The organism is Microbacterium trichothecenolyticum (assembly GCF_030818955.1).
In the GTDB taxonomy this organism is placed as follows: Bacteria; Actinomycetota; Actinomycetes; order Actinomycetales; family Microbacteriaceae; genus Microbacterium; species Microbacterium trichothecenolyticum_B.
Genome location: NZ_JAUTBF010000001.1, coordinates 1,198,546 through 1,224,862 on the forward strand (window position 1 = coordinate 1,198,546; position 26,317 = coordinate 1,224,862).

The 26,317-nt window shown below is 70.7% G+C and carries 17 protein-coding genes; 10 read left to right on the top strand and 7 right to left on the bottom strand.

The window, feature by feature from the left end:
• Positions 1-2 precede the first annotated feature (2 nt).
• Both QE412_RS05765 and QE412_RS05770 read right to left on the bottom strand, forming a co-directional pair.
• The gene (locus tag QE412_RS05765) at positions 3-1,535 is read right to left on the bottom strand and encodes a class II fumarate hydratase (protein WP_307481124.1); all 1,533 of its coding nucleotides are present in this window, start codon (positions 1,533-1,535) and stop codon (positions 3-5) included.
• Positions 1,536-1,563: 28 nt separating this feature from the next.
• The gene (locus tag QE412_RS05770; protein ID WP_307481125.1) at positions 1,564-3,351 is read right to left on the bottom strand and encodes an NAD-dependent malic enzyme; all 1,788 of its coding nucleotides are present in this window, start codon (positions 3,349-3,351) and stop codon (positions 1,564-1,566) included.
• A gap of 353 nt (positions 3,352-3,704) precedes the next feature.
• On the opposite strand from QE412_RS05770, the gene QE412_RS05775 reads away from it, so the two are divergent.
• The 6 genes from QE412_RS05775 to QE412_RS05800 all read left to right on the top strand — a co-directional run bounded on the left by QE412_RS05775 (position 3,705) and on the right by QE412_RS05800 (position 12,864).
• Positions 3,705-5,786: a S8 family serine peptidase gene (locus tag QE412_RS05775; protein ID WP_307487040.1), complete on the top strand. Its 2,082-nt coding sequence runs from the start codon at positions 3,705-3,707 to the stop codon at positions 5,784-5,786.
• 80 nt (positions 5,787-5,866) lie between these two features.
• Positions 5,867-7,162 (top strand): hypothetical protein, encoded by a 1,296-nt coding sequence (locus QE412_RS05780; RefSeq protein ID WP_307481126.1) that lies wholly within the window; start codon positions 5,867-5,869, stop codon positions 7,160-7,162.
• Positions 7,062-8,123, top strand: a complete 1,062-nt coding sequence (locus tag QE412_RS05785; protein ID WP_307481128.1) for a S8 family serine peptidase — start codon at positions 7,062-7,064, stop codon at positions 8,121-8,123. The genes QE412_RS05780 and QE412_RS05785 overlap by 101 nt, the downstream gene beginning before the upstream one ends.
• A gap of 70 nt (positions 8,124-8,193) precedes the next feature.
• On the top strand, positions 8,194-10,146 hold the full coding sequence (locus QE412_RS05790; RefSeq protein ID WP_307481130.1) for a S8 family serine peptidase: 1,953 nt from the start codon (positions 8,194-8,196) through the stop codon (positions 10,144-10,146).
• 72 nt (positions 10,147-10,218) lie between these two features.
• Complete coding sequence (locus QE412_RS05795; RefSeq protein ID WP_307481132.1) at positions 10,219-12,090, top strand: Na+/H+ antiporter; 1,872 nt, start codon at positions 10,219-10,221, stop codon at positions 12,088-12,090.
• A gap of 54 nt (positions 12,091-12,144) precedes the next feature.
• On the top strand, positions 12,145-12,864 hold the full coding sequence (locus QE412_RS05800) for a potassium channel family protein (protein WP_307481133.1): 720 nt from the start codon (positions 12,145-12,147) through the stop codon (positions 12,862-12,864).
• A 17-nt stretch (positions 12,865-12,881) separates the two neighbouring features.
• On the opposite strand, the gene QE412_RS05805 is transcribed toward QE412_RS05800, so the two are convergent.
• The gene (locus tag QE412_RS05805) at positions 12,882-14,759 is read right to left on the bottom strand and encodes an amidase family protein (RefSeq protein WP_307481135.1); all 1,878 of its coding nucleotides are present in this window, start codon (positions 14,757-14,759) and stop codon (positions 12,882-12,884) included.
• Positions 14,756-15,847, bottom strand: coding sequence for a cohesin domain-containing protein (locus QE412_RS05810; RefSeq protein ID WP_307481137.1), 1,092 nt, complete (start codon positions 15,845-15,847; stop codon positions 14,756-14,758). Before QE412_RS05810 ends, QE412_RS05805 begins: the two co-directional genes overlap by 4 nt.
• A gap of 332 nt (positions 15,848-16,179) precedes the next feature.
• On the opposite strand from QE412_RS05810, the gene QE412_RS05815 reads away from it, so the two are divergent.
• Entirely contained in the window at positions 16,180-16,401 is a 222-nt protein-coding gene (locus tag QE412_RS05815) for an alternative tryptophan synthase beta-subunit (protein ID WP_307481139.1), read from the top strand.
• Between the two features lie 124 nt (positions 16,402-16,525).
• Here the strand turns inward: QE412_RS05815 and QE412_RS05820 are convergent, their stop codons facing one another.
• The 3 genes from QE412_RS05820 to QE412_RS05830 all read right to left on the bottom strand — a co-directional run bounded on the left by QE412_RS05820 (position 16,526) and on the right by QE412_RS05830 (position 19,402).
• Positions 16,526-17,686 (bottom strand): glutathione-independent formaldehyde dehydrogenase, encoded by a 1,161-nt coding sequence (locus tag QE412_RS05820; protein ID WP_307481140.1) that lies wholly within the window; start codon positions 17,684-17,686, stop codon positions 16,526-16,528.
• A gap of 94 nt (positions 17,687-17,780) precedes the next feature.
• On the bottom strand, positions 17,781-18,950 hold the full coding sequence (locus QE412_RS05825) for a zinc-dependent alcohol dehydrogenase (protein WP_307481142.1): 1,170 nt from the start codon (positions 18,948-18,950) through the stop codon (positions 17,781-17,783).
• Positions 18,947-19,402: a hypothetical protein gene (locus tag QE412_RS05830; protein ID WP_307481144.1), complete on the bottom strand. Its 456-nt coding sequence runs from the start codon at positions 19,400-19,402 to the stop codon at positions 18,947-18,949. The genes QE412_RS05825 and QE412_RS05830 overlap by 4 nt, the downstream gene beginning before the upstream one ends.
• A gap of 209 nt (positions 19,403-19,611) precedes the next feature.
• Between QE412_RS05830 and QE412_RS05835 the strand changes: the two genes are divergently transcribed.
• From QE412_RS05835 to QE412_RS05845, 3 genes are read left to right on the top strand one after another with little or no spacing between them, the layout of a single operon-like run.
• Positions 19,612-22,905: a transglutaminase family protein gene (locus QE412_RS05835; RefSeq protein ID WP_307481146.1), complete on the top strand. Its 3,294-nt coding sequence runs from the start codon at positions 19,612-19,614 to the stop codon at positions 22,903-22,905.
• On the top strand, positions 22,902-25,421 hold the full coding sequence (locus QE412_RS05840; protein ID WP_307481148.1) for a circularly permuted type 2 ATP-grasp protein: 2,520 nt from the start codon (positions 22,902-22,904) through the stop codon (positions 25,419-25,421). Before QE412_RS05835 ends, QE412_RS05840 begins: the two co-directional genes overlap by 4 nt.
• Positions 25,418-26,311 (top strand): transglutaminase family protein, encoded by an 894-nt coding sequence (locus QE412_RS05845; protein ID WP_307481150.1) that lies wholly within the window; start codon positions 25,418-25,420, stop codon positions 26,309-26,311. The genes QE412_RS05840 and QE412_RS05845 overlap by 4 nt, the downstream gene beginning before the upstream one ends.
• The last annotated feature ends 6 nt before the right edge of the window (positions 26,312-26,317 follow it).

Below are 26,317 nucleotides of genomic sequence, written 5' to 3' on the forward strand. Positions count from 1 at the left end.
CTTCAGCTCTTGGCGGGGGTGGCGATGTCGGCCGAGCCGGGGTGGGTCATGTCGATCGGCACGACCACCTTGTCGAACAACTCCTCCGAGACCCCCTTGTCGAGGGCGGCCTTCTTCAGCGTCAGCCCGTTCGCCTGCGCGTACTCCGCGATGTGCGCGGCGTTGTCGTAGCCGATGACGGGCGAGAGGGCGGTGACCATCATGAGGGAGTTCTCGATGTTCTCCTTCAGCTTGTCCTCGTTGAGCGATGCACCCTCGATCATGAACTCGCGGAAGTGGTCGCACATGTCGGCGAGGATCAGCGCCGAGTGCAGGTAGTGCGCGATGAGCACCGGCCGGAAGGCGTTCAGCTCGAAGTTGCCCTCCGCACCGCCCATCTGCACGGCCACGTCGGCGCTCATCACATCGATGCACACCATGAGCATCGCCTCGGCCTGGGTCGGGTTGACCTTCCCGGGCATGATCGACGAACCCGGCTCATTCGAGGGGAAGGTGAGCTCCATGAGGCCTGTCCGCGGACCCGAGCCGAGCCAACGCATGTCGTTGGCGATCTTGAACAGCGTCACCGCCGTCGTCTTCAGCCCCGCGTGCGCGCGCACCATACGGTCGAGCGTGCCCTGGGCGGCGAACTTGTTCGGCGCCGTCTCGAACGGGAATCCGGTCAGCTGCGCGATGACCGCGGCCACCTCGTCGCCGAAGCCGGCCGGGGCGTTCAGTCCCGTGCCGACGGCTGTTCCGCCCATCGCGACCTTCAACAGCAGCGACGTGGCGTGCTCGAGCTCCTCGATCGCGTCACCGACGGCCGCGGCGTAACCCGACCACTCCTGGCCCACGGTCAGGGGCGTGGCGTCTTCGAGGTGCGTGCGCCCGATCTTGACGACGTCGGCCCACTGCTGCGACTTGCTCTCGAGCGCGGCCTTCAGCCGGCCGAGTGCGGGCAGCGTCTTGTTCGTCGTCATCGTGTACGCCGCGATGTGCATCGCGGTGGGGAAGGTGTCGTTGCTGGACTGCCCCATGTTGACGTGGTCGTTGGGGTGGATGGGCTCCTGCGCGCCGAGGGTGCCGCCCACGAGCTGGATGCAGCGGTTCGACACCACCTCGTTGACGTTCATGTTCGACTGCGTGCCCGATCCGGTCTGCCACACGTACAGCGGGAACTCGCTGTCGAGCGCGCCCGAGATGACCTCGTCGGCGACCTTCTCGATGAGCTCGCCCTTCCACGCGGGCATGCGGCCCGCCTTCGTGTTGACGATGGCGGCGGCCTTCTTCACGTAGCCGTAGGCGTGGTAGACCTCCTTCGGCATTCGGTCGTTGCCGATGTTGAAGTGCTCGAGGCTGCGCTGGGTCTGCGCACCCCAGTAGTGATCGGCCGGCACCATGACGGTGCCGAGGCTGTCGAACTCCTGGCGCTGGCCCGTGGCATCCAGTCCGATGGGCAGGTCGAGGATCGTGGGCGGGGTGTCGTCGGATGCCGAGGGAGCGGGCGTCGTGGGGAGGGAGGCGGGCGCGGCGGAGGCGGGGGTGCTGTCGGTCATGCTCTGGGGTCCTTGTCTGACGGGCCGGTCACTGGGCGACGACGCTGCGGTACTCGGGCCACCACGCGGCCGCGCGCACAGCCTCCACGGGATCATCGAGCTCGACACCGTTGAGCCCCTGGGCGATGGCGGTCCTGATGACCTGGATCGCCACGAGCGCCGAGGTCTCGCGCAGGCGCCCGTTCGAGGGCAGCAACGCCGCACCGGGCTCGCTGAGGTCGGCCTGGCTCGCCACGGCCGCTGCCGCGGCGGCGATCATCTCGTCGCTGATCTTCTTCACCCGGCCGACGATCGCCCCGAACCCGAGGCCGGGGTACAGCGCGGCGTTGTTGGCCTGACCGATGCGGTAGGCGACCCCGTTCAGCTCGACGTCGTCGAACGGCGAGCCCGTGGCGACCAGCGCACGCCCGTCCGACCACGTGAGAATCTGCGTGGGCGTCGCCTCGGCGAGCGGCGTCGGGTTCGACAGCGGGAACACGATCGGGTGCGCGTGCGCCTCGGCGAGCGTCTTCACGATCGGCTCGGTGAACTCACCGGGGGTCGTGGAGGTGCCGATGAGAATCGAAGGCTTCACCTCGGCGACGACGGTGGCGAGGTCGATGATGCCGTCTTTCGCGCGCGCATCGCGCAGCGCCGCCATCGCCGGCCAGCGCAGAGCTGCGGCGACGTCGGACTCGACCCGCGTGCGGGCCCATCCGCTGACGTCGGCCGCGGGCTTGGCGTAGGGGCGCTGGTAGTCGAGCAGCCCGTCCGTCATGTCGTCGGTGAGCAGACCCGGAAGGTCGACGACGAAGATCTGGGCGTACGCCTGCTCGGCGGTCGCGCCCTCCTGCTGCATGCGCGCGGCGATCTGATCGGCGATGCCGCAGCCCGCCGTGCCGCCGCCGAGGACGACGACGCGGTGGTCGGCCCACGCGGTGCCGGACAGCGAGACGGCGTTGATGAGCCCCGCCATCGCGATCGCTCCCGTGCCCTGCATGTCGTCGTTGAAGGTCGCGACCTCGTCGCGGTGACGGTCGAGGATGACGCGGGCCGTGGTCGAGCCGAAGTCCTCCCAGTGCAGCACCGCGCCCGGGAACAGTTTCCGCGCGGCGGTGACGTACTCGTCGATGAAGGCGTCGTAGCGCTCGCCCCGCACACGCGAGTGCTTCGCGCCGATGTACTGCGGGTCGTTCAGGAGCTTTTCGTTGTCGGTGCCCACATCGAGGATGACGGGGATGACGCGGTGCGGGTTGACGCCGGCGGCCGCGGTGTAGACGGCGAGCTTGCCGATCGAGATGTCGATGCCGTTGGCGCCCCAGTCGCCGATGCCGAGGATCTCTTCGGCGTCACTCGCGACGATCAGGTCGACGCCGCCCTCTTCGAGGCCGTAGTTGCGCAGGCGCTCCTCGACCGTGCCGGCGTCGGAGATGGAGAGGAACACCCCGCGCGGGCGACGCCAGATCTCGCTGAACTTCTCGATCGCCTCACCGACCGTGGGGTCGTAGACCACGGGCAGCATCTCGAGCAGGTGGCGCTGGATGAGTGCGTAGAAGAGCGTGACGTTGTCGTCGTGCAGCTCCCACATGTAGACGTGCTTGTCGAGGTCGGTCGGCTGGGCACTGTAGTGCGCGTAGGCCGAGTCCAGCTGGCCCTCCATGTCGGTGGAGACGAGTGTCGGCAGCAGGCCGTTCAGCTCCAGCGCGGCGCGCTCGTCGGCGCTGAACGCCGTGCCCTTGTTCAGCAGCGGATGCCGGAGGACCGACACACCTCGCAGTGTCGTGCCGTAGGCCGCGCGTCCATCTTCGAGTGAGATCTCCTGGACGTCAGTGCTCATGTGCTCCCCCGTACTTCAGCCGCACCCCGATGGCGACGACAGATGGAGTCACTAAATCGCTGCGTTCATCGTCCTGTCAACTTCGTTTGAGTGATACCACTCATTTCTCGACGAATTTCTTTGGCCGTAGCTGGATATTTCCTGAGCGCCCCTAATGTGATCGCTGGGGGCGCACCCGACGGCCCCGGGGGAGAACTTTCGAGATGTCGATAAAGCGTTTCGTGGTGCGAGGAATCGCATTCGGAGCAGCCGCAGCACTCTTTCTGGCCTCGCCTGCCGGAGCGGAGACACCGTCGGAGCCCCGACCGACCCGCGAACTGCCGACACGGGGTGACACCCAGGTCTTGGCCCCGATGCTTCGCACTCTCGCGGCGGCGGAGGTCGACCTGCGGGCGAGCGACGATGTGCGCGCCCTCGTGGGTGTGGACGTCAATGTCCCGGGGGGCCTCGATGTCACCGACGGCAACGTCACGGTGTCGGTGCGCTTCGCGAACGCCACCGCGCAGGACGCCGCCGTCGAGGCCGCAGCGCCCCTGGGCGCGATCGTGGCGGTCACGCGATCTCTGCCGACCATCGTCGTCCAGGCCCCGCCCGCGTCGTTCGCCAGCCTCGCCGCCCTGCCCGGGGCGATCTCGGTGACCCCGGCTCTACGCCCCGTGGGGTCGGGGAGCTCGTCAACGGCTCTCGCCGTCCCGGCGCTGGAGGCTCCGGCGCCGTCGTGCCGTGAGATACCCGTGGATGCCGACCCCGTACTGCGCTCCGGCGAGGCACGCGAAGCCTTCGGCGTCGACGGCACCGGCGTGAGCGTCGGCGTCATCTCGGACTCCTTCGACAAAGCACCCACGGCAGCCACCACCCCCCAACAAGACATCGCCATCGGCTCACTGCCCGGCCCGGGAAACCCCTGCGGCCACACCACCCCCGTGCGCGTACTCGCCGACTCCCCCGGCCCCGCCAGCGACGAGGGTCGCGCGATGCTGCAGAACGTGCACGGCATCGCCCCCGGCGCCGAACTCCTGTTCGCGACGGCGGGCCCGACGACGGCCACCTTCGCCGACGCGATCCGTGATCTTCGCGCGGCCGGCGCCGACGTGATCGTCGACGACAAGATCTTCTTCGAGGAGCCGTACTACCAGCGCGGCATCGTCGCCTCCGCCGTCGCCGACGTCGTCGCAGACGGCGCGACGTACCTGAGCGCCGGGGGAAACGACGGCTCGGTCGGAAAGAAGAACGGACGCTCCGCCGGTCAGTCGACCGGGGCATGGGAGTCCGAGACGTTCACCGCGATGACCTGCCCGCAAGCGGTGCTCGACAACCTGCAACCCCCCACGCCCACGGTGGAGTGCATGAACTTCGCCCCCGATGGCACCGCCAACGCGCTCCTCGAGGCGGAGTTCGAGTCGATCGGTCCGAGTTTCCTGATGGTCACGCAATGGTCCAACCCCGTCGATGCGGTCGAGACGAACGTCTCCGCTTACGTGTTCGACACCGAGGGAAAGCTGGTCGGCACCCCCGCCAGCCTCGGGGAGACGCACCCCACCACCGTGACCGGCGTCGAGACGGGAGCGGCCGAAGGCGAGACGAAGGTCGGCACCTACCGGATCGCGCTCGTGCGCCACCGACCCGATACCGCCGACATCCGCACGAAGGTCATCTTCATGCCAGACGGCGGAGGCACGCTCGAACTGCAGTACTCGACGTGGCCGGAAGGTGTGCACGTGGGTTCTACGGCATTCGGCCACTCGGCGGATCCCGCCGCCATCGCGGTGGGCGCGGCATCCGTGCTGGCCCCCGACGCTCTGGAGGGGTTTTCGAGCCCCGGCCCGGTCACCTACCTCTTCGAGCCGGAGCGTACCGACGGAATCCCCGCGGCCCGCCTCGCCGAACCCCGGGTGATCAGTAAGCCCGACATCGTGGCGGTCAACAGGGTCCGCACGTCGTTCTTCACCCTGATGTCGACGAACCCGTCGGTCTACCGCTTCCCCGGAACCTCGTCGGCAGCGCCGATCGCCGGCGGCGTCGCCGCCCTCGCCGTGCAGCGCGCGGGCAGAGACACGTCGCCCGATGTCATCCGCGCGGCGCTCGTCGGAAGCGGCCGCCCGATCAACGGACCCCTCGGGTACACCGGGCCCGTCGATGAGAACCTCATCGGCAGCGGACTGATCGACGCCCAGGCCACCCTCGCGGCCCTCCCCGCACCCGGGCCCACGCCGACGCCGACCCCCACTCCGGAGCCGACGCCGACGCCCGAGCCGATCCCGACGGCGTCACCTTCCCCGACCGCGAGCACCACGCCTGCCCCCGCGGCAGCCGGGCAATTGGCACGTACCGGCAGCGACGGATCGTCGGCGGCGCCCCTGGCTCTGCTCGGTGTGGGAGCCCTCGCGATCGGCTGCCTCCTCGCGGTGCGCCGCCGGGCTCGCAGCTCCCGCTGAAGCAGGGGGAAGGGATCTTCGCCGGTCCCGTCCCGCTCGTCCTGGCCGATGCACCGGCTCCTCGACAGGAAGAACGAAGAATGCCCCACCGGATCGTGCTCACGCGCGGAGGCCTTCTCTCCGCGGCGACCGCGCTCACACTCGCGCTGACCGCGGCGACGGCACCGCCCTCGCACCCCTCGCCCGCGCCCTCGGCATCCCTGTCCGCCTTCTCGACACCGACGCTCGCCGCGCCGCTGCGCGCCCTGTCCGACAGCGGTATCGCGGCATCGGCACCCGACGCGGTCCTCGCCGAGGCCGGGGTTCCGAAGGGCCTGCAGACCGTCGGCGACGACGTCACGGTGTCCGTGCGGTTCCGCTCGACCGCCGCGCAGGACGCCGCCCTCGACGACGCGGAGGCGCTGGGGACGATCATCGCGCGCACGCGATCCGTACCCACCATCGTGCTGCACGCGCCGCCGGCGCACTTCGACGCGCTCGCCTCGCTCGCGGGGGTGGTCTCGGTCGTTCCCGCGTCGGCCCCCAAGACGACGACGGCGGTGGCCGCCGCGACCCCGTCGACGCTGCCGTCACCCGGCACCGGCACCGACACGTCCTGTCGTGAGATCCCCGTCGAGGCCGATCCTGTCCTGCGCTCCGACACGGCGCGGCAGGCGTTCGGCGTCGACGGCCGCGGTGTGACCGTCGGGATCATCTCGGACTCCTTCGCCACGGCACCGGATGTCGCGAGCACCCCCGAGAACGATGTACGCATCGGATCACTCCCCGGTCCGGGCAACCCGTGCGGGTACACCACACCCGTGACGATCCTCGCCGACTCCGCCCAGCCCGCCACCGACGAAGGGCGCGCGATGGCGCAGAACGTGCACGGTATCGCCCCCGGCGCGGCCCTGCTCTTCCACACGGTCGGCCCCACCCCCGCCACCTTCGCCGACGCGATCCGCGAGCTCCGCGATCGCGGAGCCGACGTGATCGTCGACGACATGGCCTTCGACACCGAGCCCATCTACCAGCGCGGGGTCATCTCGACGGCCGTGGCCGACGTCGTCGCCGACGGCGCCGTCTACCTCAGTGCGATCGGCAACGAGGGTTCGATCGGCGAGCCGGGCACCATCTCGGCGGGCCAGCAGACGGGATCATGGGAATCGGCCCCACACCTTCCGAGGGATGCCGTGCCCCGAGGCCGTGCAGAAGACGCTGGATCCATCGGCGAGCGTCGACTGCATGAACTTCGCCCCCGAAGGAAGCTTCAACGCGATGATGGAGGTGCTCTGGGTGACCGACGGCCCGTCGGTACCACTGCTGACGCAGTGGTCGGATCCCGTCGACGGGATCCGCACGACCATCTCACCCGTGGTGCTGAACTCCGCGGGTGAGAAGGTGAGCCTCCCGGCCCAATGGGACCCGACCGTGCCCTCGATCTCCACCACCATCTCCACCGGCGCCACCGTCGGACAAAGCAAAGAGGGCGAGTACCGGATCGCTCTCGTACGAAGCAATCCGAGCGCCCCCGACGTCAGAACGAAGCTGATCTTCGGGGGGAAGAGTGCCGGCCTGCGTAAGCTGCCGTACTCCGAGTGGCCCGCGGGGGTCACGGTCGGCCCGACCGCGGTCGGGCACGCCATCGACCCGGCCACCATCGGCGTGGGTGCCGCACACCTGTTCGAACGGTTCAATCTCGCCACCTTCTCCAGCACGGGCCCGGCAACATACGTCTTCGCGCCGGTGCGCGCCGACGGGGTCCCCGCAGAACGACTGGCTGAGCCGCAGCGGTTGTCGGGTCCCGCGGTCGTGGCCGTGGACCAGACCCGCACCTCGTTCTTCCGTCCCTCGTTCTCGTGGTTCCGCTTCGACGGCACGTCGGCGGCGGCGCCGATGGTCGCCGGCGTCGCGGCGCTCGCGCTCGAGCGCGCGGGGACGCACACCTCCCCCGACGTGATCCGCGCGGCGCTGGTCGGCAGCGGACGCCCGATCAGCGGCCCCTTCGGGTACACCGGTGCCGTCACCGCGGACATGATCGGAAGCGGCATGGTCGATGCCACGGCGACATTGGCCGCTCTCCCGCCCGCACCGACGCCGACACCGACACCGACACCGACGGCGACACCGACACCGACACCGACGCCGACGGCGACGGCGACGGCGACGGCCGAGCCGACCGGCGGTTCGACGCTCGCCCCCGGCCCGGCGGCGGCGCCCACCGCCGGGGGAACACTCCCGCGCACGGGAACCGACCTCTCGGTCACGATCACGACAGCCCTCGCCGGTGCCGGCGCGCTCACGCTGGGCGCCGTCCTCGTGCGCCGCCGCGGCATCCGTCCCCTGCGCCGACGGTGACGGCTCCGTCCCGCCACCGCATCGCACGGAACCGTCACGACGAGAACACCACGGCACGTCGAGAAGAACGATGAAGACACGAGTGAAATTGACCGTGCGTCACGGGGCGGTGCTCGGGTGCGCGATCGTCGCGCTGTGCGCCCTCCCTGTTTCCGCGTCGGCCGCTCCGGCGGCGGCAACGGTGTCGCTGCGCGCAGACACCGCTGCGGGACTCACGGGCTCTGATGCCGCACCCGCCGAAAGCTGCCGGGCGATCCCGGTCGAGGCCGACCCCGTGCTGCGCACCGATGAGGCGCGCCGTGTCTTCGGCGTCGACGGCACGGGGGTGGCGGTCGGGGTCATCTCCAATTCGTTCGACCGCGCCCCCGCCGCCCGGACGACGCCGCAGCAGGATGTGGAGATGGGGTCCTTGCCCGGTCCCGGCAACCCTTGTGGCCGCGTCCTTCCCGTCCGGGTGCTCTCGGACGGAGAGGTCGGCGAGGCGACCGACGAAGGACGCGCGATGCTGCAGAACGTGCACGGAATCGCGCCGGGCGCACAGCTGTTGTTCGCGGCGGGCGGGCCGACCTCAGCGACGATGTCCGAGGCCATCCGGTCTCTGCAAGCGGCCGGTGCAGACGTGATCGTCGATGACGTCAGCTACTCCACCGAGATGCTCTACCAGCGCGGGCCCGTCGCGTCGACCATCGCCGACGTGGTGGCGGGAGGGGTCGTCTACGTCAAGTCCGCGGGGAACAACGGCTCGATCGGTCGCGCAGGGGGAACATCGGAGGGCCAGTCGACGGGAGCGTGGGAGTCGCTCTCGTTCACGGGGATCTCATGCCCGCAGGTCGTGATCGACGCGATCCCGTCGGACCCCGAGGAGCCCGGGCCGGGCGCCGACGAACCCGGATCGGAATCAGACGTACCGGAGTGCATGGACTTCGACCCCGAGGGCAGCGGCAGCGCGCTGCTCGAGGCGACGCTTTCGACGTTCGGTCCGGAAGCGGACATCCACACCTCATGGTCGAACCCGGTCGGCGCGGTCGAGACGCTGGTCATTCCCCTGGTCTTCGACGCAGACGGAGCGCTCGTCAGCGAATCGGGAGGCTTGGATCCGCTGCTCCCCGTCGCGGCGGCACGGATCCGGACCGGTGCGGGCGCAGGTGAGTGGAAGGAGGCCACGTACCGGATCGCACTCGCGCGTTCGAACCCCGACAGCCCCGACATCCGCACGAGGCTCGTGTTCACTTTGAACAACGGAGGCGTGCGCTCCCTGCAGTACGCGAACTGGCCCGAGGGCGTCACGGTGGGGCCGGCGATCTACGGCCCTGCCGCCGATCCCGCCGTCATCGCCGTGGGGTCTGCCGCGCTCGCCGACCCGGGCCGGGTGAAGGCCTCATCGAGCCCGGGGCCGTCCACCTACCTCTTCGGACCGGTAGATCCCTCCGGGGTGCCTGCACCTCGCTTGGACGCGCCGCAGGTGTACGCCAAACCCGACCTCATCGCGGTCGACGGCGTGCGAACGAGCTTCCTCTCCCCCCAACGAAACGAACCGGACGTCTTCCGCTTTCACGGCACGTCGTCCGCGGCCCCCAACGCGGCCGCCGTGGCCGCTCTGGCGCTCGAACGGGCCGGGATCGGCACCTCGCCCGAAGTCATTCGCGCCGCCCTGACCTCGGGCGCCCGCCCGCTCGACGGCCCGCTCGGCTACAGCGGGCCGGCGGATCGCAACATCGTGGGCAGCGGTCTCGTCGACGCCATGTCCACGCTCGCCGCGCTGCCCGGGCCGACGCCGGAGCCGAAGCCGACTCAGGCGCCCGCAGCCGAGCCGGTGCCGACACTCGAGCCGGTACCGACGGACGGTCCGACAGCTTCTGCGGCGCCTTCCTCGCCCACGCCGGCCGCCGCGGCGCGAGCGGGACGTCTGGCGAAGACGGGAACCGACGGCACGTCCGCGCTGGTCCTCGCGTTCCTGGGCGCCGCGGCGATCGCGACCGGGGGCGTGATCTCGGTCCGACGGCGCGCACGCGCTCAGCGATGACGGAGAGGGGCTCGGGAATGTCCGGGCCCCTCTCTACGCTGTGAACCGGGGGCGCGGCGGAAGGCGGAGAACATGCACGGACTCGAGATCACGGTTCTGCTGGGGGTGGCGATCCTCGTCGGCACGGTCCTCGCACCGCGCCTGCGCGTCGCGACGCCGCTGGTGCTGCTGGTCATCGGGTTGGCCCTGGGCTTCGTCCCGGCACTGCGCAGCATCGAGCTGCCGCCCGAGACGGTGCTGTTGCTGTTCCTCCCGGTCATGCTCTTCCGCGAGGCATGGACCACGTCGCTGCGCTCGGTGCGCCGGTCGTTGCGCTACATCGTGCCGATGAGCACGCTGCTCGTCGTGGCGTCGGCCTTCGCCGTGGCGGGGGTCGCCACCTGGATGGGCATCCCGTGGGAGGCCGCGCTCGTGCTGGGGGCCGCGGTCGCACCGCCCGACGCCACCGCGGTCGCGGCGCTGGGGCGCCTGCTGCCACCCAAGACGTTCATGAAGCTGAAGGCAGAGAGCCTCACCAACGACGGTACGGCGCTCGTGCTGTACGCGATCGCGGTGGCGCTGCTGCTGGGCGATCGCATCACACCGCTGCAGATCACGGGCATGGTGCTGGTGTCGTACGTGGGCGGCGCGACCGCGGGCATCGCGGTCGCGGCGCTGGCGTTCTTCGCCCTCCGGCGCATGCGGTCGACCCTGACGATCAATCTCACGCTCGTGCTCGTGCCCTTCGTGGCGTTCCTCATCGCCGAACTCATCGACGCATCCGGCGTGCTCGCGGTCGTGTTCGCCGGGCTCATCGTCGCGTGGGTGTCGCCGCGCATCACCACCGCGATCTCTCGGCGCGCCGCCGACGCCACCTGGCCCTTCGGCGTCTACCTGCTCAACGGCGCCCTGTTCGTGTTGATCGGCCTCGAGGTGCAACTGGTGCTCCACGAGATATCGCCGTCGGAGATCGGCATCCTGCTGCTCATCACCGTGGCCGCGTGGGCGGTGCTGTTCGTGGTGCGCTACCTCTTCCAGTGGCTTTTCTCTCCGTTCTCGCGCCCGGCTGCGGGCTCGTCGCGGTCGTTGCGGCACCGCTCACGAATGGTGAGTACGGTGGCGGGCTTCCGCGGCGCGGTGTCGCTGGCGATCGCGCTGTCGGTGCCGACCATGACGGCCACCGGCGACGCGGTGCCGGGGCGCGATGCCATCGTCTTCGTCACGGCGGGTGTCATCGTCCTCACGCTGCTGGTACAGGGCCCGCTTCTTCCCGCCGTGATCCGGTGGGCGAAGCTGCCCCGCGACGACGCCGCGATCGAGGAGTACGAACTCGCTGAGCGGACGATCTCGGGGGCCGCACTCGCCGCCCTCGACGACCTCGCCCTCGAGCACGGCATCAGCGACCGTGTGCGCGACCGCGCACGGCGCGAGGGGTACGAACGACTCGAACTCGCGAATGCCCGCGCCGTCGCCCGCCAGCGCGCCGCGGAAGAACGTGACCTCGACGAGCTCGACGCGTCGCGCGACGACTCCTCGTCGATGGGTCCGGTACCACCCGGGCCGGCCGTCGGCGACGAGCGTTCGCGCCGTGGTGGCGATGCCGCGCCGCTCGACGGGCACGGCGCGAGCGCCCCGGGCGGCAGCTCCCTGCACCGCGGCGCCCTCGACGGCGGCACCTCTCGCAGCGACGTTCCCGCCGGCGAGTCCTCCGCCGACCGTGCCCTCGCCGGTGGCGGTCTCGAGATGCTCGCCGTCAGCGACGACATCGACCTCACCCAACGCTCCCCGCTGCTGCGGCACAGAGAAGCGACGCGGCTGCGTCTGGCGGTGCTCGACCGCAAGCGCGAGGTGCTGCTGCGCCTGCGACGCGAGGGCACGATCGACGATCTCGTCGCGCGGCGCATCCTCGCCGGCCTCGACCTCGAAGAGATCCGCGCGCGCGGCCTCGAACGCCCCGACGACTGATCTCATCCCACGACCGGGCGTGCAGGGCGTCCCTGCTCCCGCGATAATCAGCGCATGTACGGAGAACGCCTCGCCCGCTGGGAGCGGGCGGCCGAATGGCCGCTCGTGATCGCGGCGCTGATCTTTCTGGCCGCGTACGCCGCCCAGATCCTCGCGACCCCGGAGGGCCTCGTCGAGATGACGTCCGAGGTGGTGCTGAAGGCGACATGGGTGGTCTTCGTCGTGGACTACGTCGTGCGACTGGTCATCACGCGCCACCGCTGGCGGTGGTTCTGGCACCACCTGCTCGACCTCGCCATCGTCGCGCTCCCCATCTTCCGCCCCCTCCGGCTGATGCGCTTCTTCACGATCATCGCGCTCATCCAGCGCAACACCGGCTCGATGCTGAGAGGACGCGTCGCGGCGTTCACGGTGGGCGCGACGGCTTTGACGGTCTTCGTCGCCGCGCTCGCGGTGTACGACGCGGAACGCGGAAGCGGGGGGCCCATCTCGAGCTTCGGCGATGCCGTGTGGTGGGCGTTCGAGACCATCACGACGGTCGGCTACGGCGACTACTACCCCGTCACCATCACCGGTCGTGTCGTGGCGGTGGGTCTGATGGTGGGCGGCCTCGCCCTCATCGGCGTGGTCACGGCGACCCTCGCCGCGTGGATCGTCCAGCGGGTGTCCGTCGAGGCCGAGGAGGCCTCGGCCGCGACCGAGACGCAGGTCGAGTCGCTACGCGCCGAGATCGCCGAGCTGAAGCAGATGATGCGCGAGGCTCCGAACTTATAGCGACCACGCGCCGTCGGTCACGGCAGATCGGGGAACAGCGCCGTCTGCCGGCGGTGATGCGTCTGCTGTTCGTACGCGTAGGCGAGGCCGATGAGCTTCTCTTCCGCGTAGGGCTCGGCGAGGAATTCCAGCCCGCGGGGGAAGTCCGGGATGGTGCCCTGGCTGACGACGATATCGGCGTAGCCCATCGGCACCGAGACGGCCGGGTACCCGCTGAACGCACTGAGGAAGTTGTTATACCCCGCCAGGAGCTCCGGATCGCGATCCCCGGTCGAGGGGTAGATGAGAGCGTCCAGGTCGTTCTGCTGCATCAACTGGTCGAGACGCTCCTGCAATGCTTTCTGACCGGCGAGGAACATGGCGGTGTACTCCTGTCTCTCCTCCGGCGTCGTCGACGCCCACTCGCGGACGGTCGACGCCGGCAGACTCGAGATGGGGGTGCCCGCCTTCTCGGCGTCGGTGACCTTCTGTGCCAAGTCGGCGAACGTGTATCCCGGCTTGTAGAAGGTGTCGAGGTACACGTCCGCGTCGTGCGCGAACGACCGGCTGCCGTGCACCTGCTCCAGGGCGCCGCCGTTGATGGGGCCGAGCTCACCGATGTCGACGACCGTTGCGCCCGCGGCTTCGAGGTCGGCGCGCGCAGCGGCGACCAGCTGGAAGTCGCCGGCCTGCGCATCGTCGGGCCCGCGGTCGGACAGGTAGCCCAGGCGTGCCCCCCGCAGAGCGAGGGGGTCGAGTGCACGTGCGTACGAGTCGGGCTTGCGGGCGTCCGCCGACGCGGTCACGGGGTCGGCCGGGTCGGACCCTGCCAGCGCGTCCAGTGTCAGCGCGGCGTCGGAGACGGTCCGCGTCATCGGCCCGACGGTGTCGCGGTACTCGTCGAGAGGAAAGACGCCTTCGCGGCTGACGAGCCCGACGGTGGGCCGGATGCCGACGAGGGAATTGAACGACGAGGGGACGCGAACCGAGCCGCCGGTGTCGGTGCCCAGACCGACGGCGCCCAGGTTCGCCGAGATCGAAGCGCCGGTTCCTCCGCTCGAACCGCCCGGGATGTACGCGAGGTTGTAGGCGTTTCGTGTCGTTCCGTAGGCGCTGGTCGAGAAGATCGTCGACTCCGCGAACTCCGAGAGGTTGGCTTTGGCGATGACGATCGCGCCCATGCTCCTCAGCCGCTGGATGGTCGTGGCATCGGTCGCGGTCACGTTGTCGCGCAGACACCCGCAGCCGGACGTGGTGGCGATACCGGCGAGGTTGATGTTGTCTTTCGCGATCACGGGGATGCCGTGGAGGATGCTCCGCGGTCCGGTGGCGGCCCGTTCCGCGTCGAGGGCGGCGGCCTCGGCCATCGCCGTGGGATTGGTGGCGATGAGGGATTCGAGTGCCGCCTTCGGCTCGCGACTGTCGAGGCCCTCTGTCCGGTCGTAGGCGGCGATGCGGCGGAGGTACTCGGCCGTCAGCTGCTGCGAGGTGAGCACACCGGCCGTCATCGCCTTCTGCATCGACACGACGTCGGCCTCCAGCAGCTCGAACGTGTCGTCGTCGTAGACGTACTGCCGTGAGAGCGCCGCGACGTCGAACACGGTGATGACGCCGTCCCGGTCGGCGTCGGCGGGTGCGACGACCACCCACCCGGGCTCACCGGTCTGCCGGCCGAGGGCGGCCATGAGCAGTGACAGGTCGTCTTCGTCGATCTTGTGGTCGCCGGTCAACTCCCCCCGCTGAAAGTCGGGGGCCAGGTAACCGACCGAGGTGTCGGAGGCCTGAGCGGGTGCAGCGGTGCCCAGGAGGAGCGCCGCCGAGACCAGCGCCGCCAGCGTCGTCGTGATCATCGCACCCGTCTTCACGGATCTTCCTTTCGTCGTGATGGTGAGGGCAGCCGAGGCGCGGGCGATCATGCGGGGTTTCCGTCATCGCGGGCCGAGCGACGCGCTCGGCGTGCCCTGGCCGTCATCGCCCCGGCGGCGAGAAGGGCTGTGACGGCGAGGAGCGCCCCGACGCCCCACACCCAGGACGACGAGGACGACGCCGACGCCGCGGTGGTCTCGGTCGCACCCCCGGTGCCGCCGGTGTCGTCATCCGTCGCCGACGGGGCCGTGGCGGTCGGTGCGGGTGTCGACGCCTGCGCCGGCATGATGCGCACCGGGAGCGAGGCGACCGGGATGCCGCCGCGGACCACGACGATCTCATGCTCACCGAGCGGGGCGGTCGCCGGGATGGTCGTGTCGAGGACGAACGAGCCGACGTCGTCCGTCACCGGCTCGCCGAGCAGCAGAGGATCGGAATGCAGTTCGACTCGGTGGGCGGTGTTCACCGGGAGCCCCGAGACGGTGACGGTGATCTTCTCACCCACCCGCGGCGACGGTGAGGAGGCGGCGATCTTCACGGCGGTGTGGGTCGGGGCGGCTGAGGACTGGGGCGCTGGACCGCTGTCGACGACCGCGTCGCCCGCTCGCGAGACGCCCGATCCGTAACCGGTCACCGAGACGGGGGGTGCGCCGGCGCTCCCGGTGTCATCGGTGGAACCGCCCGTCGGAGACGATGGCGCCGCCGAGGGCTGCGAAGCGAGAGAGGCCGTGTACGTCAGATCGATGGCGGGGCTGCTCGTGGTGCGTCCGAGTCCCGAGTCGATGATCGTCACCTGCTCGACGCGGATGCGGGACTCGCCGGCGCCGGTGGCCACGAATCCGATCGAGCCGAGGGACAGCTCGCCGGCCTTTCCGCTGGAGGTTCCGAGACGGGTGACGCTGAAGTCGAGTGTTCCCTGCGCGCCCGAGAGGCTGAACATCCCGGGGAAGTCCGAAACCACCCGGTCGGGGTCGACCGCGACCTTTGCGGCGTCGTAGCGAAGCCGGATCGTGGCGGCGTAGAGATCGTCGCCGCCGACCACGTCGAGATCGAGCGCGATCGGGTCGCCCACCTCTCCTGACGTGGCGGAGAGCTCGGCGGCGACCGCCGTCCGGGCGTTCGGCGTCGAAGCGGTCACGACCGCCGTCGCCGATACCGGAACGAAAGCGACTACGCCGATCGCCACGAAGAGCAGGAGGCGCGCGCGAGTTCGCGAGAAACGTTCCCCCGTCGGCGAGGAGCGAATTGCTCGAGGCATATGAGAAAGGCCTTCTTGGCAGCGGAGAACACTTCGGGCAGGCGAACCCGACCAAGAATACTGTGTGTTGCCTGACTGTTTTTTCTCTTTTCGCTGAATGCTGCGCTCTTCGGTCCGGCAATGACCTCTCCGCGCACACGGAGGTTACGAGGACGCAAATTCCCCACGAAAGCGGGGACGGCGGGATTAGCCTTCCCCGCGAGGGGGTGAGCATGACGAGACCACGCACGGTGACCCACACGTACACACTCGACGGCGGCTGGCAGAAGGCCGACCACGAGTTGCTGACGCCGGAACACGCCGAGCTCCTCCGCGGGCGAGGCGTGACCATGGTGCGCGCGCGTCGCGGGCTGTTCGACGTGCGCGAAGTCTCGCTGCGGGAGTATCCCCCACGCGGGTCGGAACATCCGCCCGCGCCGCCCACACCCTCGTGACCGCCCACCCACGCGCAGGCGGGCACGCGCAGGCGGGCACGCGCAGGCGGGCACGCGCACGGCGTCTTCCCCGCCGGCGCCGCAGCACGGGCGGGGAAGACGCCGTCTCGGAACCGCGGCCGACTCAGGCGGCCGCGGTCGCGGCATCCGGGTGCAGCACGACCTTCGTCCATCCCTCGTCGCGGTTGTCGAAATGCTCGTACGCGTCCGGCGCCTCGTCGAGACCCAGCTCGTGGCTGACGATCCACGACGGCGTGGCCTTCCCGCCCGCGACGAGGTCTCGCAGCGCCCGGTTGTACTTCTTCACCGGACACTGCCCGCTGCCGAGCTTCTGCCCGCGGAACCAGAACTCGCCGAAGTCGAACGCGACCTTGCCCTGCTTGGCGAGGTCGTTCGTCGCCCCAGGATCTTGCGGCACGTACACGCCGACGACCCCGATCTCGCCGGTGAAACGCACCGACTTCACGAGGCGGTTCAGGGTGAGGGTGGGATCCTCCTGCCCGCCCGGATCGTGGGCCTGGTAGCCCACGCATTCGCAGCCGTTGTCGGCCCCCAGGCCCATCGTCATCTCGGTGACCGCTTCGACGGGGTCGACCTTCGAGTCGTCGATGGGAATGGCGCCGATCTCCTCGATCAGGCGCAGGCGATCGGGATGCCGGTCGACGACCATCACCTTGCTCGCGCCCTTGATGATCGCGGAGTAGGCCGCCATCGCACCGACCGGGCCGGCGCCGTAGACGACGGTCTGATCGCCCGGCTTCACGTGCGCGAGCTCGGTGGCGTGATAGCCCGTGGGGAAGATGTCGGCGAGCATGACGTAGTCGGTCTGCTTCTGTTCGGCATCCTCGCCCAGGCGCAGGCAGTTGAAGTCGCCCCACGGCACGCGCAGCAGCTCCGCCTGGCCACCGGCCCACGGGCCCATGTCGGCGAACCCGTACGCCGCTCCCGCCCAGGCGGGGTTGGGCTGCGCGGTCAGGCAGTAATTGGTGAGACCCCGCTCGCAGTTCTTGCAGTGGCCGCAGGCGACGTTGAAGGGAAGGACGACCCAGTCGCCGACCTGGACCTTGTCGACGCCGTCGCCGACCTCGATCACCTGGCCCATGTTCTCGTGGCCGAACCATCGGCCCGTCTCGAAGTCGGTGCGTCCCTCGTACATGTGCAGGTCGGAACCGCAGATGTTCGTCGTGGTGATGCGCACGAGCACGTCGGTGGGCCGCTCGATGCGGGCGTCGGGGACGTCGATGATCTGGACGTCGCGCGGGCCCTGATAGACGACAGCTTTCATGATGATGCCTTTCTCTGGGGGGATGGATGCCACGGGCGCACCGCCTCCGCTCCCCCGGCGCCCGTGGCTGCGCGCGAGGGGCATCGGCGGGGAGTCAGGGCTGGAACACCGCGCGCACGCAGCCGTCGGTCTTCTCCTTGAACATGTCGTAGCCCTCGGGGCCCTCGTCCAGCGGCAGGATGTGCGTCGCCAGGTGCTCGGTGACGATCTCGTCGCGCGCCATCCGCTCCAGCAGCATGGGGATGTAGCGGTGCCCGTGCTGCTGGGCGGAACGCAGGGTGAGGCCCTTGTTCATGACCGCGCCGAGCGGGAACTTGTCGACGAACCCGCCGAAGACGCCGAGCACGAAGACGCTGCCGCCCTTGCGCGCCGCGAAGATCGCCTCGCGCACGGCCGTGGGCCGGTCGGTCTGCAGCCGCAGCTGCTGCTTGATCTGGTCGTAGGCGAAGTCGATCCGGTCCGAGTGCGCCTCCATGCCGACCGCCTCGATGCACACGTCCGGGCCGCGTCCGCCCGTGAGCTCGCGCAGCTCGCCGAGCACCTCGCTGGTCTCGTAGTTCATCGTCTCGGCGCCGATGACCTGTTCGACCTGAGTCAGGCGCTCCTGGTACCGGTCGATGACGATGACGCGTTCGGCGCCGAGCAGCAGCGCACCGCGCGCGGCCATCTGGCCCACGCCGCCGGCACCCCACACGGCGACCGTGTCACCGGGCTGCACGCCGCCCAGGTCCGCTCCCATCCAGCCCGTGGGCGCGGCATCCGAGGCGAACAGCGCCCGCTCGTTGCTCACGCCCTCGGGCACCGTGAAGGCCCCCTGGTCGGCGTAGGGCACGCGGATGTACTCGGCGTGACTGCCGGCCCATCCGCCCAGCGCGTGCGAGTAGCCGTAGCAGCCGCCCGGCGCCTGGCCCCACAGCATCTCGGGGATGCCGGCGTCGGGGTTGCCGTTGTCGCACAGCGAGTACAGCTCGTTCGTGCAGTACCAGCACTTCCCGCAGCTGATGAACGAGCACACCACCACCCGGTCGCCGACGCGGTGCTTCGTCACGGCGGAGCCGGTCTCGACCACCTCGCCGATGAACTCGTGGCCCAGCACGTCTCCCGCGCGCATGGTCGGCACGTACCCGCCGAGCAGGTGCAGATCCGACCCGCACGTGGTCGTGAGCAGCACCCGCACGATGATGTCCTGATCGTTCAGGATGCCGGGATCGTCGACGCTCTCGACCTCGAGCTTGTTCACCCCGGTCCAGCACAGAGCCTTCACAGCACACCCTCGCCCTTCGCGTCGTCTTCGGCCTTGTCGACGACGGCGCCCCGCAGGCTCACCGACCGGTGCCCGTGGGGCCGCGGCGTGGCCCGCAGCACCTCGCCCGTCTCGAACAGCTGCTTCGCGTCGCGCAGGGCCGTCCGCAGCGCCTGGTCGGGGTCGTCGGGCAGGTCCGCGCCGTCGCGTACGCGGGCGTGCACCTCGAAGCCCTTGTCGCCGGGGGCGGGGTCGATCCGCACCTCCAGGGCGTCGCGTAGCCGCTCGAGCGGCGCCGGGTAGCCGCCGGCGGAGAATTCCTCCGGGTCGCCGAGGATGGTCACCGCCTTCCACCCCTCGGGGTGTCGCCCGTCGCCGACCGAATCCCCCCGCTCGCGCACGAGCGTTCGGGCTACCAGCCCGACCGCCGCCACCCCGGCGATTCCCACCGTCACCGCTGTCTTGACTCCCATGTCGTCTCTCCCTCGCGTCTGTCGTCGTCGATGAGGAGCGGCAATGGTCGGAACTGCCCCCGGGGGTCACGCAGGGGGTTTCCAACGGGGAAACGGAGGAGGACGATCGCGCGACGCGACCGCGGCGGAGGGCAGCAGAGGCCTCGCGAGCACCTCGCGCGGAGCGTGCGCGTAACGGCACCGCAACGCTCGTGCGGGATGCTGTACCCATGTCGATCAAGGTGGCGCTGCGCCACGACACCTCGTACGAGTTCGCGCACCCGGTCAAGGTGGGTCCGCACCTGGTCAGGTTGCGCCCCGCGCCGCACTCGCGCACCCCGATCGAGGCCTACTCGCTCGAGGTGAGCCCCGCGGAGCACTTCATCAACTGGCAGCAGGACCCGTTCGGCAATTGGATCGCGCGCATCGTGTTCCCCGAGAGGATCGACCACCTGCGCATCACCGTCGGACTCGTGGCCGACATGATGGTCATCAACCCGTTCGACTTCTTCATCGAGGAGTACGCCGAACGCTTCCCGTTCACCTACGAACCCGACCTGCAGTCCGCTCTCGCCCCGTACCTGCGCCCGGTCGATCACAGCGAGGTCGCGGCGCGGTGGCGCACCGAGCGCCCCGACCTCCCGGCCGACGGCGTGCCGACCGTGCAGTTCCTCGCCGAGCTGAACGCGGCGGTCAACCGCGACGTCGCGTACAGCGTGCGCATGGAGCCCGGCGTGCAGAGCCCCGACGAGACGCTGACCCGCGCCATCGGCTCCTGCCGCGACAGCGCGTGGCTGCTGGTGAGCCTGCTGCGCCAGTACGGCCTCGCCGCGCGCTTCGTGTCGGGCTACCTCGTGCAGCTCACCGCCGACCAGCCCTCGCTCGACGGCCCCAGCGGACCGGCCGCCGACTTCACCGACCTGCACGCGTGGTGCGAGGTGTTCCTCCCGGGCGCCGGGTGGGTGGGGATGGACCCCACGAGCGCGCTCTTCGCCGGCGAGGGCCACATCCCCCTGTCGGCGACGCCGCACCCGTCGTCGGCGGCCCCCATCTCGGGCGTGACCGAGCCCGTCGAGGTGCGTTTCTCGTTCGCCAACGAGGTCACGCGCATCCACGAAGACCCGCGCACCACCCGCCCGCTCACCGACGAGCAGTGGGCACGGATCGACGCGCTCGGAGAAGCCGTCGACGAGCGCCTGCGCGCGGGCGACGTGCGCCTGACGATGGGCGGCGAACCCACCTTCGTCGCCCTGCACCCGGCCGATGAGACCGGCGCCACCACACCGCAGTGGAGCACGGATGCCGACGGTCCGCACAAGCGCGAGCTCGCGAACACGCTCGCCGAACGCCTGCGCGAGATCTACGCCCTCGGCGGCGTCGTGCACCGCGGTCAGGGCAAGTGGTATCCCGGCGAGCCGCTCCCCCGCTGGAACATCGCCCTGCAATGGCTCGCCGACGGTCCCGCGCTCTGGCATGTGCCCGCCCTTCTCGCCGATCCCTGGTCGGGGACGGAAGATCCCGGGGGCCCGGCGCACGCAGAGGTGCTGGGTCGCGCGGTCACGCGCCTGCTGTCGCTTCCCGACGCGCAGCTGCTCCCCGCGTTCGAAGACCCGCTGACCGCGTTCGTCGCCGATCTGCGCGCTCCCGCGGGCGCCCGCCCCGATTCCGAGGAACCGGACGTCGCACGGCTGGATGCCGCGGTGACCGAGCCCGCGGGCTGGGTGCTCCCCCTCGTCACCGAGCCGGGTCCGCACGACGAATGGACGAGCCCGGCGTGGCGCTTCCGCCGGGGCCGGCTGGTGCTGACGGGCGGTTCGAGCCCCGTGGGTCTGCGTCTGCCGCTGGATGCGATCGCGTGGACCGACCCCGACGATCCCGGTGAGCCGTCGTACTTCGCCCCCGTCGACGCGGTGACACCCGGCATCCGCACCGCCCGGGTGGTGGAAGCGGAGGGCGCACCGACGACCGCTCTGGCATTCGAGTTCCGCGACGGGTGGACGCACGTCTTCCTGCCCCCGACGACGAGCCTCGAGGCCTACGTCGACCTGCTCGCTCTCATCGAGAGGGCCGCCGCCGAGAGCGGGGTGCGGGTCGTGATCGAGGGGTACTCCCCGCCGCCCGACGCGCGGCTCCGCCAGCTCGTCGTGACGCCTGACCCCGGTGTGATCGAGGTGAACGTGCAGCCGACCGCGAGCTGGGCCGAGCAGCGGCAGCTCACCGAGACCCTCTACGCCCAGGCACGCCTCAGCCGCCTGGCGACGGAGAAGTTCGACGTCGACGGCCTGCACACCGGCACCGGCGGCGGCAACCACATCACCCTCGGCGGCACCGTGCCCGCCGATTCGCCGCTGGTGCGCCGGCCTGACCTGCTGGCGAGCCTCATCACGTACTGGCAGCGGCACCCGTCGCTGTCGTACCTGTTCTCGGGGCGCTTCATCGGCCCGACCAGCCAGGCGCCGCGCTTCGACGAGGGACGCCCCGAGGCCGTCTACGAGATGGAGATCGCCCTCGCCGAGGTGCACCGACTCGCCGCGCGCGCCGCCGAGCTCGGCGAAGAGCCCTCGCCGTGGATCGTCGACCGCGCTTTCCGGCACCTGCTGACCGACCTCACCGGCAACACGCACCGCGCCGAGTTCTGCATCGACAAGCTGTACAGCCCCGACTCCAGCCGCGGCCGGCTGGGGCTGCTGGAGCTGCGCGGGTTCGAGATGCCGCCGCACCCGCAGCTCGCCCTCGTGCAGGCGCTGCTCGTTCGCAGCCTGGTGGCGATGTTCTGGGAGCGCCCTCTGCGGGCACCGCTCATCCGGTGGGGCACGCGCCTGCACGAGGACTTCCTGCTGCCCCAGGGCGCGGCGCACGACATCGCCGAGGTCGTGCGCGACCTGCAGCATGCCGGCATCGGCTTCGAGCAGTCGTGGCTCGACCCGTTCGTGGAGTTCCGCTTCCCCCGCATCGGTCTCGCGCGTCTCGCGCCCGGCGCGCAGGGACCCATCGAGCTGGAACTGCGCCAGGCGGTGGAGCCGTGGCACGTGCTCGGCGAAGAGGCCACCTCCGGCGGCACCGCCCGCTACGTCGACTCCTCGGTGGAGCGTATCCAGGTGAGCGTGCGGGGGATCGATCCGTCGAGGCACCTCGTGACGTGTCAGGGTATACCCGTGCCTCTGACATCCACCGGGCGCCTGGGCGAGTACTACGCCGGCGTCCGCTACCGCGCGTGGCAGCCCTGGTCTGCGCTGCATCCGACGATCGAGGTGCACGCGCCCCTCGTGTTCGACGTCGTCGACATGCCCTCCGCCGTCTCGCTCGGCGGCGCGACCTATCACGTGGCGCACCCCGGCGGTCGCGCCTACGAGCACCCGCCGATCAACGCCAACGAGGCCGAGGCCCGCCGCGCCGCGCGCTTCGCACCGCACGGTCACACCGCCGGGCGCCTCGACATCGCGGCGATGCGCGAGCGGGGTCGGGCCGCCGCGTCGGAGGAGTACCCGCACACGTTGGATCTGCGACGGGTGGCACCCGAGTGAGTGTGCTGCGCGACTACGCCGCGCTCGTGCGCTCCCCCACGCTGGCGTTCACGGGAGCGAGCGGGGAACGCTTCGACGAGGTCATCGACGCCGAGGGAGGCTTGCGCCCCTCGTGGCGGGCGGTGGCGGGGGCGGCCTACGACCTGACCGGCGACGAACTGCGCCGTATCGACGAGGAGATCACCATGCTCCTCGCCGACGACGGCGTGACCTACGAGCATCCGGATGCCGGAAGCGTGCCCTGGGGGCTCGATCCGATGCCGCTCGTGCTCGACGCCGCGACGTGGGCTCGGCTCGATGTCGGTCTCGCGCAGCGCGCGGAACTGATGGGCGCTCTGCTGGACGACCTCTACGGCGCGCAGCGCATGCTCTCCGAGGGGGTGGTCCCGGCATCCGTCGTGTTCTCGCACGCGGGGTTCCTCCGTCCCCTCGTCGGCACCGGCCAGCGACATCACCTGCTGCTGTCGGGAGCAGATCTGGGCCGCGACGCCGCGGGCGAGTGGTGCGTGCTCGCCGATCGCGTGCAGGCACCCTCGGGCCTGGGCTTCGCGATGGAGAACCGCCGCGTCATCTCGCGCGTGCTGCCCGAGCTGTACCGCGAGGCCGAGCTGCACCGCATGGAGCCGTACTTCGCCACGCTCCGTTCGGCCTTGCTGCGCGCCGCTCCCGCGGGCGTCGACGATCCGCGCATCGTCGTGCTCTCTCCCGGAACCCACTCCGAGACGGCTTACGATCAGGCCTTCCTCGCCAACGTCCTCGGGTTCCCACTCGTGCAGGGCGGCGACCTGCTCATGCGCGACGGCGCGGTGTGGATGAAACCGCCGGGCTATCCGGAGCGTCGACCCGACGAGCGCGTCGACGTGATCCTGCGCCGCGTGGACGCCGAGTGGTCCGACCCGCTCGAACTGCGCGCCGGGTCGCGCCTGGGCTTTCCGGGACTGGTCGAGGCGGTGCGCCGGGGCACCGTGAGCGTGGTGAACGCGCTCGGCGCGGGCGTCTTGGAGAATCCCGGTCTGCTGCCGTTCCTGCCCGCGGTGTGCGAGCGCCTGCTCGGCGAGCAGCTGCGGCTGCCGTCGGTGCCGAGCTGGTGGGGCGGCGACCCCGAGGGGCTCGAGGTGATCCTGGCGGGCCTGGGCAGCGCAGAGCTGAGCGTGCGCCGCATCGACGGCCGTTCGGCCGAGCTCGCCGGCCTCGGCCCCGACGAACTGCGCGCACGCATTCTCGCCGAGCCGCACGGCTACGCCGGTCGCCGACTGCTCCCCCTGTCGCAGACGCCCGCGTGGGCACCGCTGGACAGCGCGTCGGGTGGCGCCGTGCCGCGTCAGGTCGTGCTGCGCTCGTTCACGATCCGTGACGGCTCCACCTACCGGCCCCTCGTCGGCGGCCTCGCCACCCTCGCCGGGGTGGGGGGCTTGGCTCCGGTCACCAAAGACGTGTGGGTGCTGAAGGCTGCGGCGTCCGACCCCGATCAGGGTGTCGCCGAGGTCGCGCCGCTCGCGCTCTCGCGCGCGACGCCGATGCTCGCGCCGCGCGCGCTGGACGACATGTTCTGGGCCGGGCGGTACGCCGAGCGCGCCGAAGACATGCTGCGGCTGGTGGTGGCGACCCGCGCGTACGCCGAACAGCTCGACTACTCCTCGCGCGACGCAGGCGGCGTCGTGCTCGGCGCGCTGCAGGACGCGATCGTGCGCCTGTCGCCGGGGCGGCGGGCCGACGGCGACGCCGACGCCGAACTGCGCTCGATGCTGCTCGACACGGGCCGACCGGGTTCCGCCGCGCACTCCTTCGCGCGCCTGCGCGACGCGCTCGAGGGCGTGCGCGATCAGCTCTCCCCCGACACGTGGCGCGTGTTCGGGGCGGTGGAGCGGGCGGCATCCGCTCTGCGCGGGTCGTCGCACGCGCACCGCGTTCCCGACGCCGCGGGCCGCATGCTCACCGCGGTGCTGTCACTGCAGGGTGTGACGGCCAACATGATCGAAGACGCCGGCTGGCACATGATCGAGCTCGGCCGTTTCCTCGAGCGGGCGCTGCAGCTGTGCACGCTCCTGCAGGCGACGGCGACGACCACCTACGGGCGTGACGCCGACCGGGCCGTGCTGGAAGGCGTGCTGATGAGCGCCGAGAGCGCGATCACCCATCGTCGCCGCCACCGGGGCGATGTGCGCGTCGTCGGAGCGCTCGAGCTTCTCCTGACCGACGATGCCAACCCGCGCTCGGTCGCGTTCTCGCTGCGCCGCGGCGCCGACCACATCGCCGCGCTCCCCGCCTCGACCGGATCGAGCCGGCCCGAACGACTCATGGAGGAGCTGCGGGCGACGGTCGCCGAGGTCGATCTCGGCGCGCTCACCGCGCAAGAGAACGGCGTGCGCCCGGGCCTGGTCGCCTTCCTCGCCGAGACATCGCAGGGCCTGCAACGTCTCTCCGACGCCGTGCTCGCGGTGCACGGGGTACGCGCCCCCGAACCGCGCGCGCTGTCGTCTCTCGCGCTCACCGAGGAGAGGGGGGCGGTCGCATGAGGTATCGCGTTCGACACCGCACCGACTACGGCTACGACGCCGACGTGAGCGGCAGCTACGGCCTCGCGCACCTGACTCCGCGCGCGCTGGCGACGCAGCGCACCGCCGACCACCACGTCGACATCGATCCCGCACCGTCGCACGCGAGCCGCCACGTCGACGGGTACGGCAACACCGCGACGTACTTCCACGTCACCGAGCCCCACCAGCGGCTCACGATCGACGCGTGCACCGACGTCGAGGTGGTGCCCCCGAGCTACGGCGAGGCGGCACTCGCGCAGCCGTGGGAACGCGCGCGCCCGCTCGTGCACCCCGAGACGCCGGGCGCGTGGGCGGCGGCCGACTTCGCACTTGCCTCCCCCAAGGTGCTGCAGGTTCCCGAGGCGACGGCGTACGCCGCGGCATCCCTTCTCCCGGGGCGGCCGATCGGCGAGGCGGTGACCGATCTGATGCACCGCATCAAGACCGATTTCGACTACGACTCCACCGCCACGACGGTCACCAGCACCGTGCCCGACGTGCTGCGCACGCGCGCGGGAGTGTGTCAGGACTTCGCGCACCTGGCGCTTTCGTGCCTGCGCGGCCACGGCATCGCGGCCCGGTACGTCAGCGGATACCTCGCGACGCAGCCGCCGCCCGGCAAGGAACGCATCGTGGGCGCCGATGCCTCGCACGCGTGGGTCGCCGTGTGGTTGCCGGGCGACGACCAGTGGCTCGCCTTCGACCCCACCAACGACCAGTGGATCGCCGACCGCCACGTGACGGTGGCGTGGGGACGCGACTACGGCGACGTCACACCGGTCAAGGGCGTGATCTACACCGAGGCGAAGCGTTCGACGCTGCGGGTGTCGGTCGACGTCGCGCCGCTCGAGGAGTACGCCACCCGCTGAACCGAA

What these genes read in the sequence shown, in the direction of transcription:
- QE412_RS05800 (WP_307481133.1), top strand. Translation starts at nt 12,145, where the DNA reads ATGTACGGAGAACGCCTCGCCCGCTGGGAGCGGGCGGCCGAATGGCCG.
- QE412_RS05835 (WP_307481146.1), top strand. Translation starts at nt 19,612, where the DNA reads ATGTCGATCAAGGTGGCGCTGCGCCACGACACCTCGTACGAGTTCGCG.
- QE412_RS05830 (WP_307481144.1), bottom strand. Translation starts at nt 19,402, where the DNA reads ATGGGAGTCAAGACAGCGGTGACGGTGGGAATCGCCGGGGTGGCGGCG.
- QE412_RS05845 (WP_307481150.1), top strand. Translation starts at nt 25,418, where the DNA reads ATGAGGTATCGCGTTCGACACCGCACCGACTACGGCTACGACGCCGAC.
- QE412_RS05795 (WP_307481132.1), top strand. Translation starts at nt 10,219, where the DNA reads ATGCACGGACTCGAGATCACGGTTCTGCTGGGGGTGGCGATCCTCGTC.
- QE412_RS05815 (WP_307481139.1), top strand. Translation starts at nt 16,180, where the DNA reads ATGACGAGACCACGCACGGTGACCCACACGTACACACTCGACGGCGGC.
- QE412_RS05775 (WP_307487040.1), top strand. Translation starts at nt 3,705, where the DNA reads ATGCTTCGCACTCTCGCGGCGGCGGAGGTCGACCTGCGGGCGAGCGAC.
- QE412_RS05770 (WP_307481125.1), bottom strand. Translation starts at nt 3,351, where the DNA reads ATGAGCACTGACGTCCAGGAGATCTCACTCGAAGATGGACGCGCGGCC.
- QE412_RS05790 (WP_307481130.1), top strand. Translation starts at nt 8,194, where the DNA reads ATGAAGACACGAGTGAAATTGACCGTGCGTCACGGGGCGGTGCTCGGG.
- QE412_RS05820 (WP_307481140.1), bottom strand. Translation starts at nt 17,686, where the DNA reads ATGAAAGCTGTCGTCTATCAGGGCCCGCGCGACGTCCAGATCATCGAC.
- QE412_RS05765 (WP_307481124.1), bottom strand. Translation starts at nt 1,535, where the DNA reads ATGACCGACAGCACCCCCGCCTCCGCCGCGCCCGCCTCCCTCCCCACG.
- QE412_RS05805 (WP_307481135.1), bottom strand. Translation starts at nt 14,759, where the DNA reads ATGATCGCCCGCGCCTCGGCTGCCCTCACCATCACGACGAAAGGAAGA.
- QE412_RS05780 (WP_307481126.1), top strand. Translation starts at nt 5,867, where the DNA reads ATGCCCCACCGGATCGTGCTCACGCGCGGAGGCCTTCTCTCCGCGGCG.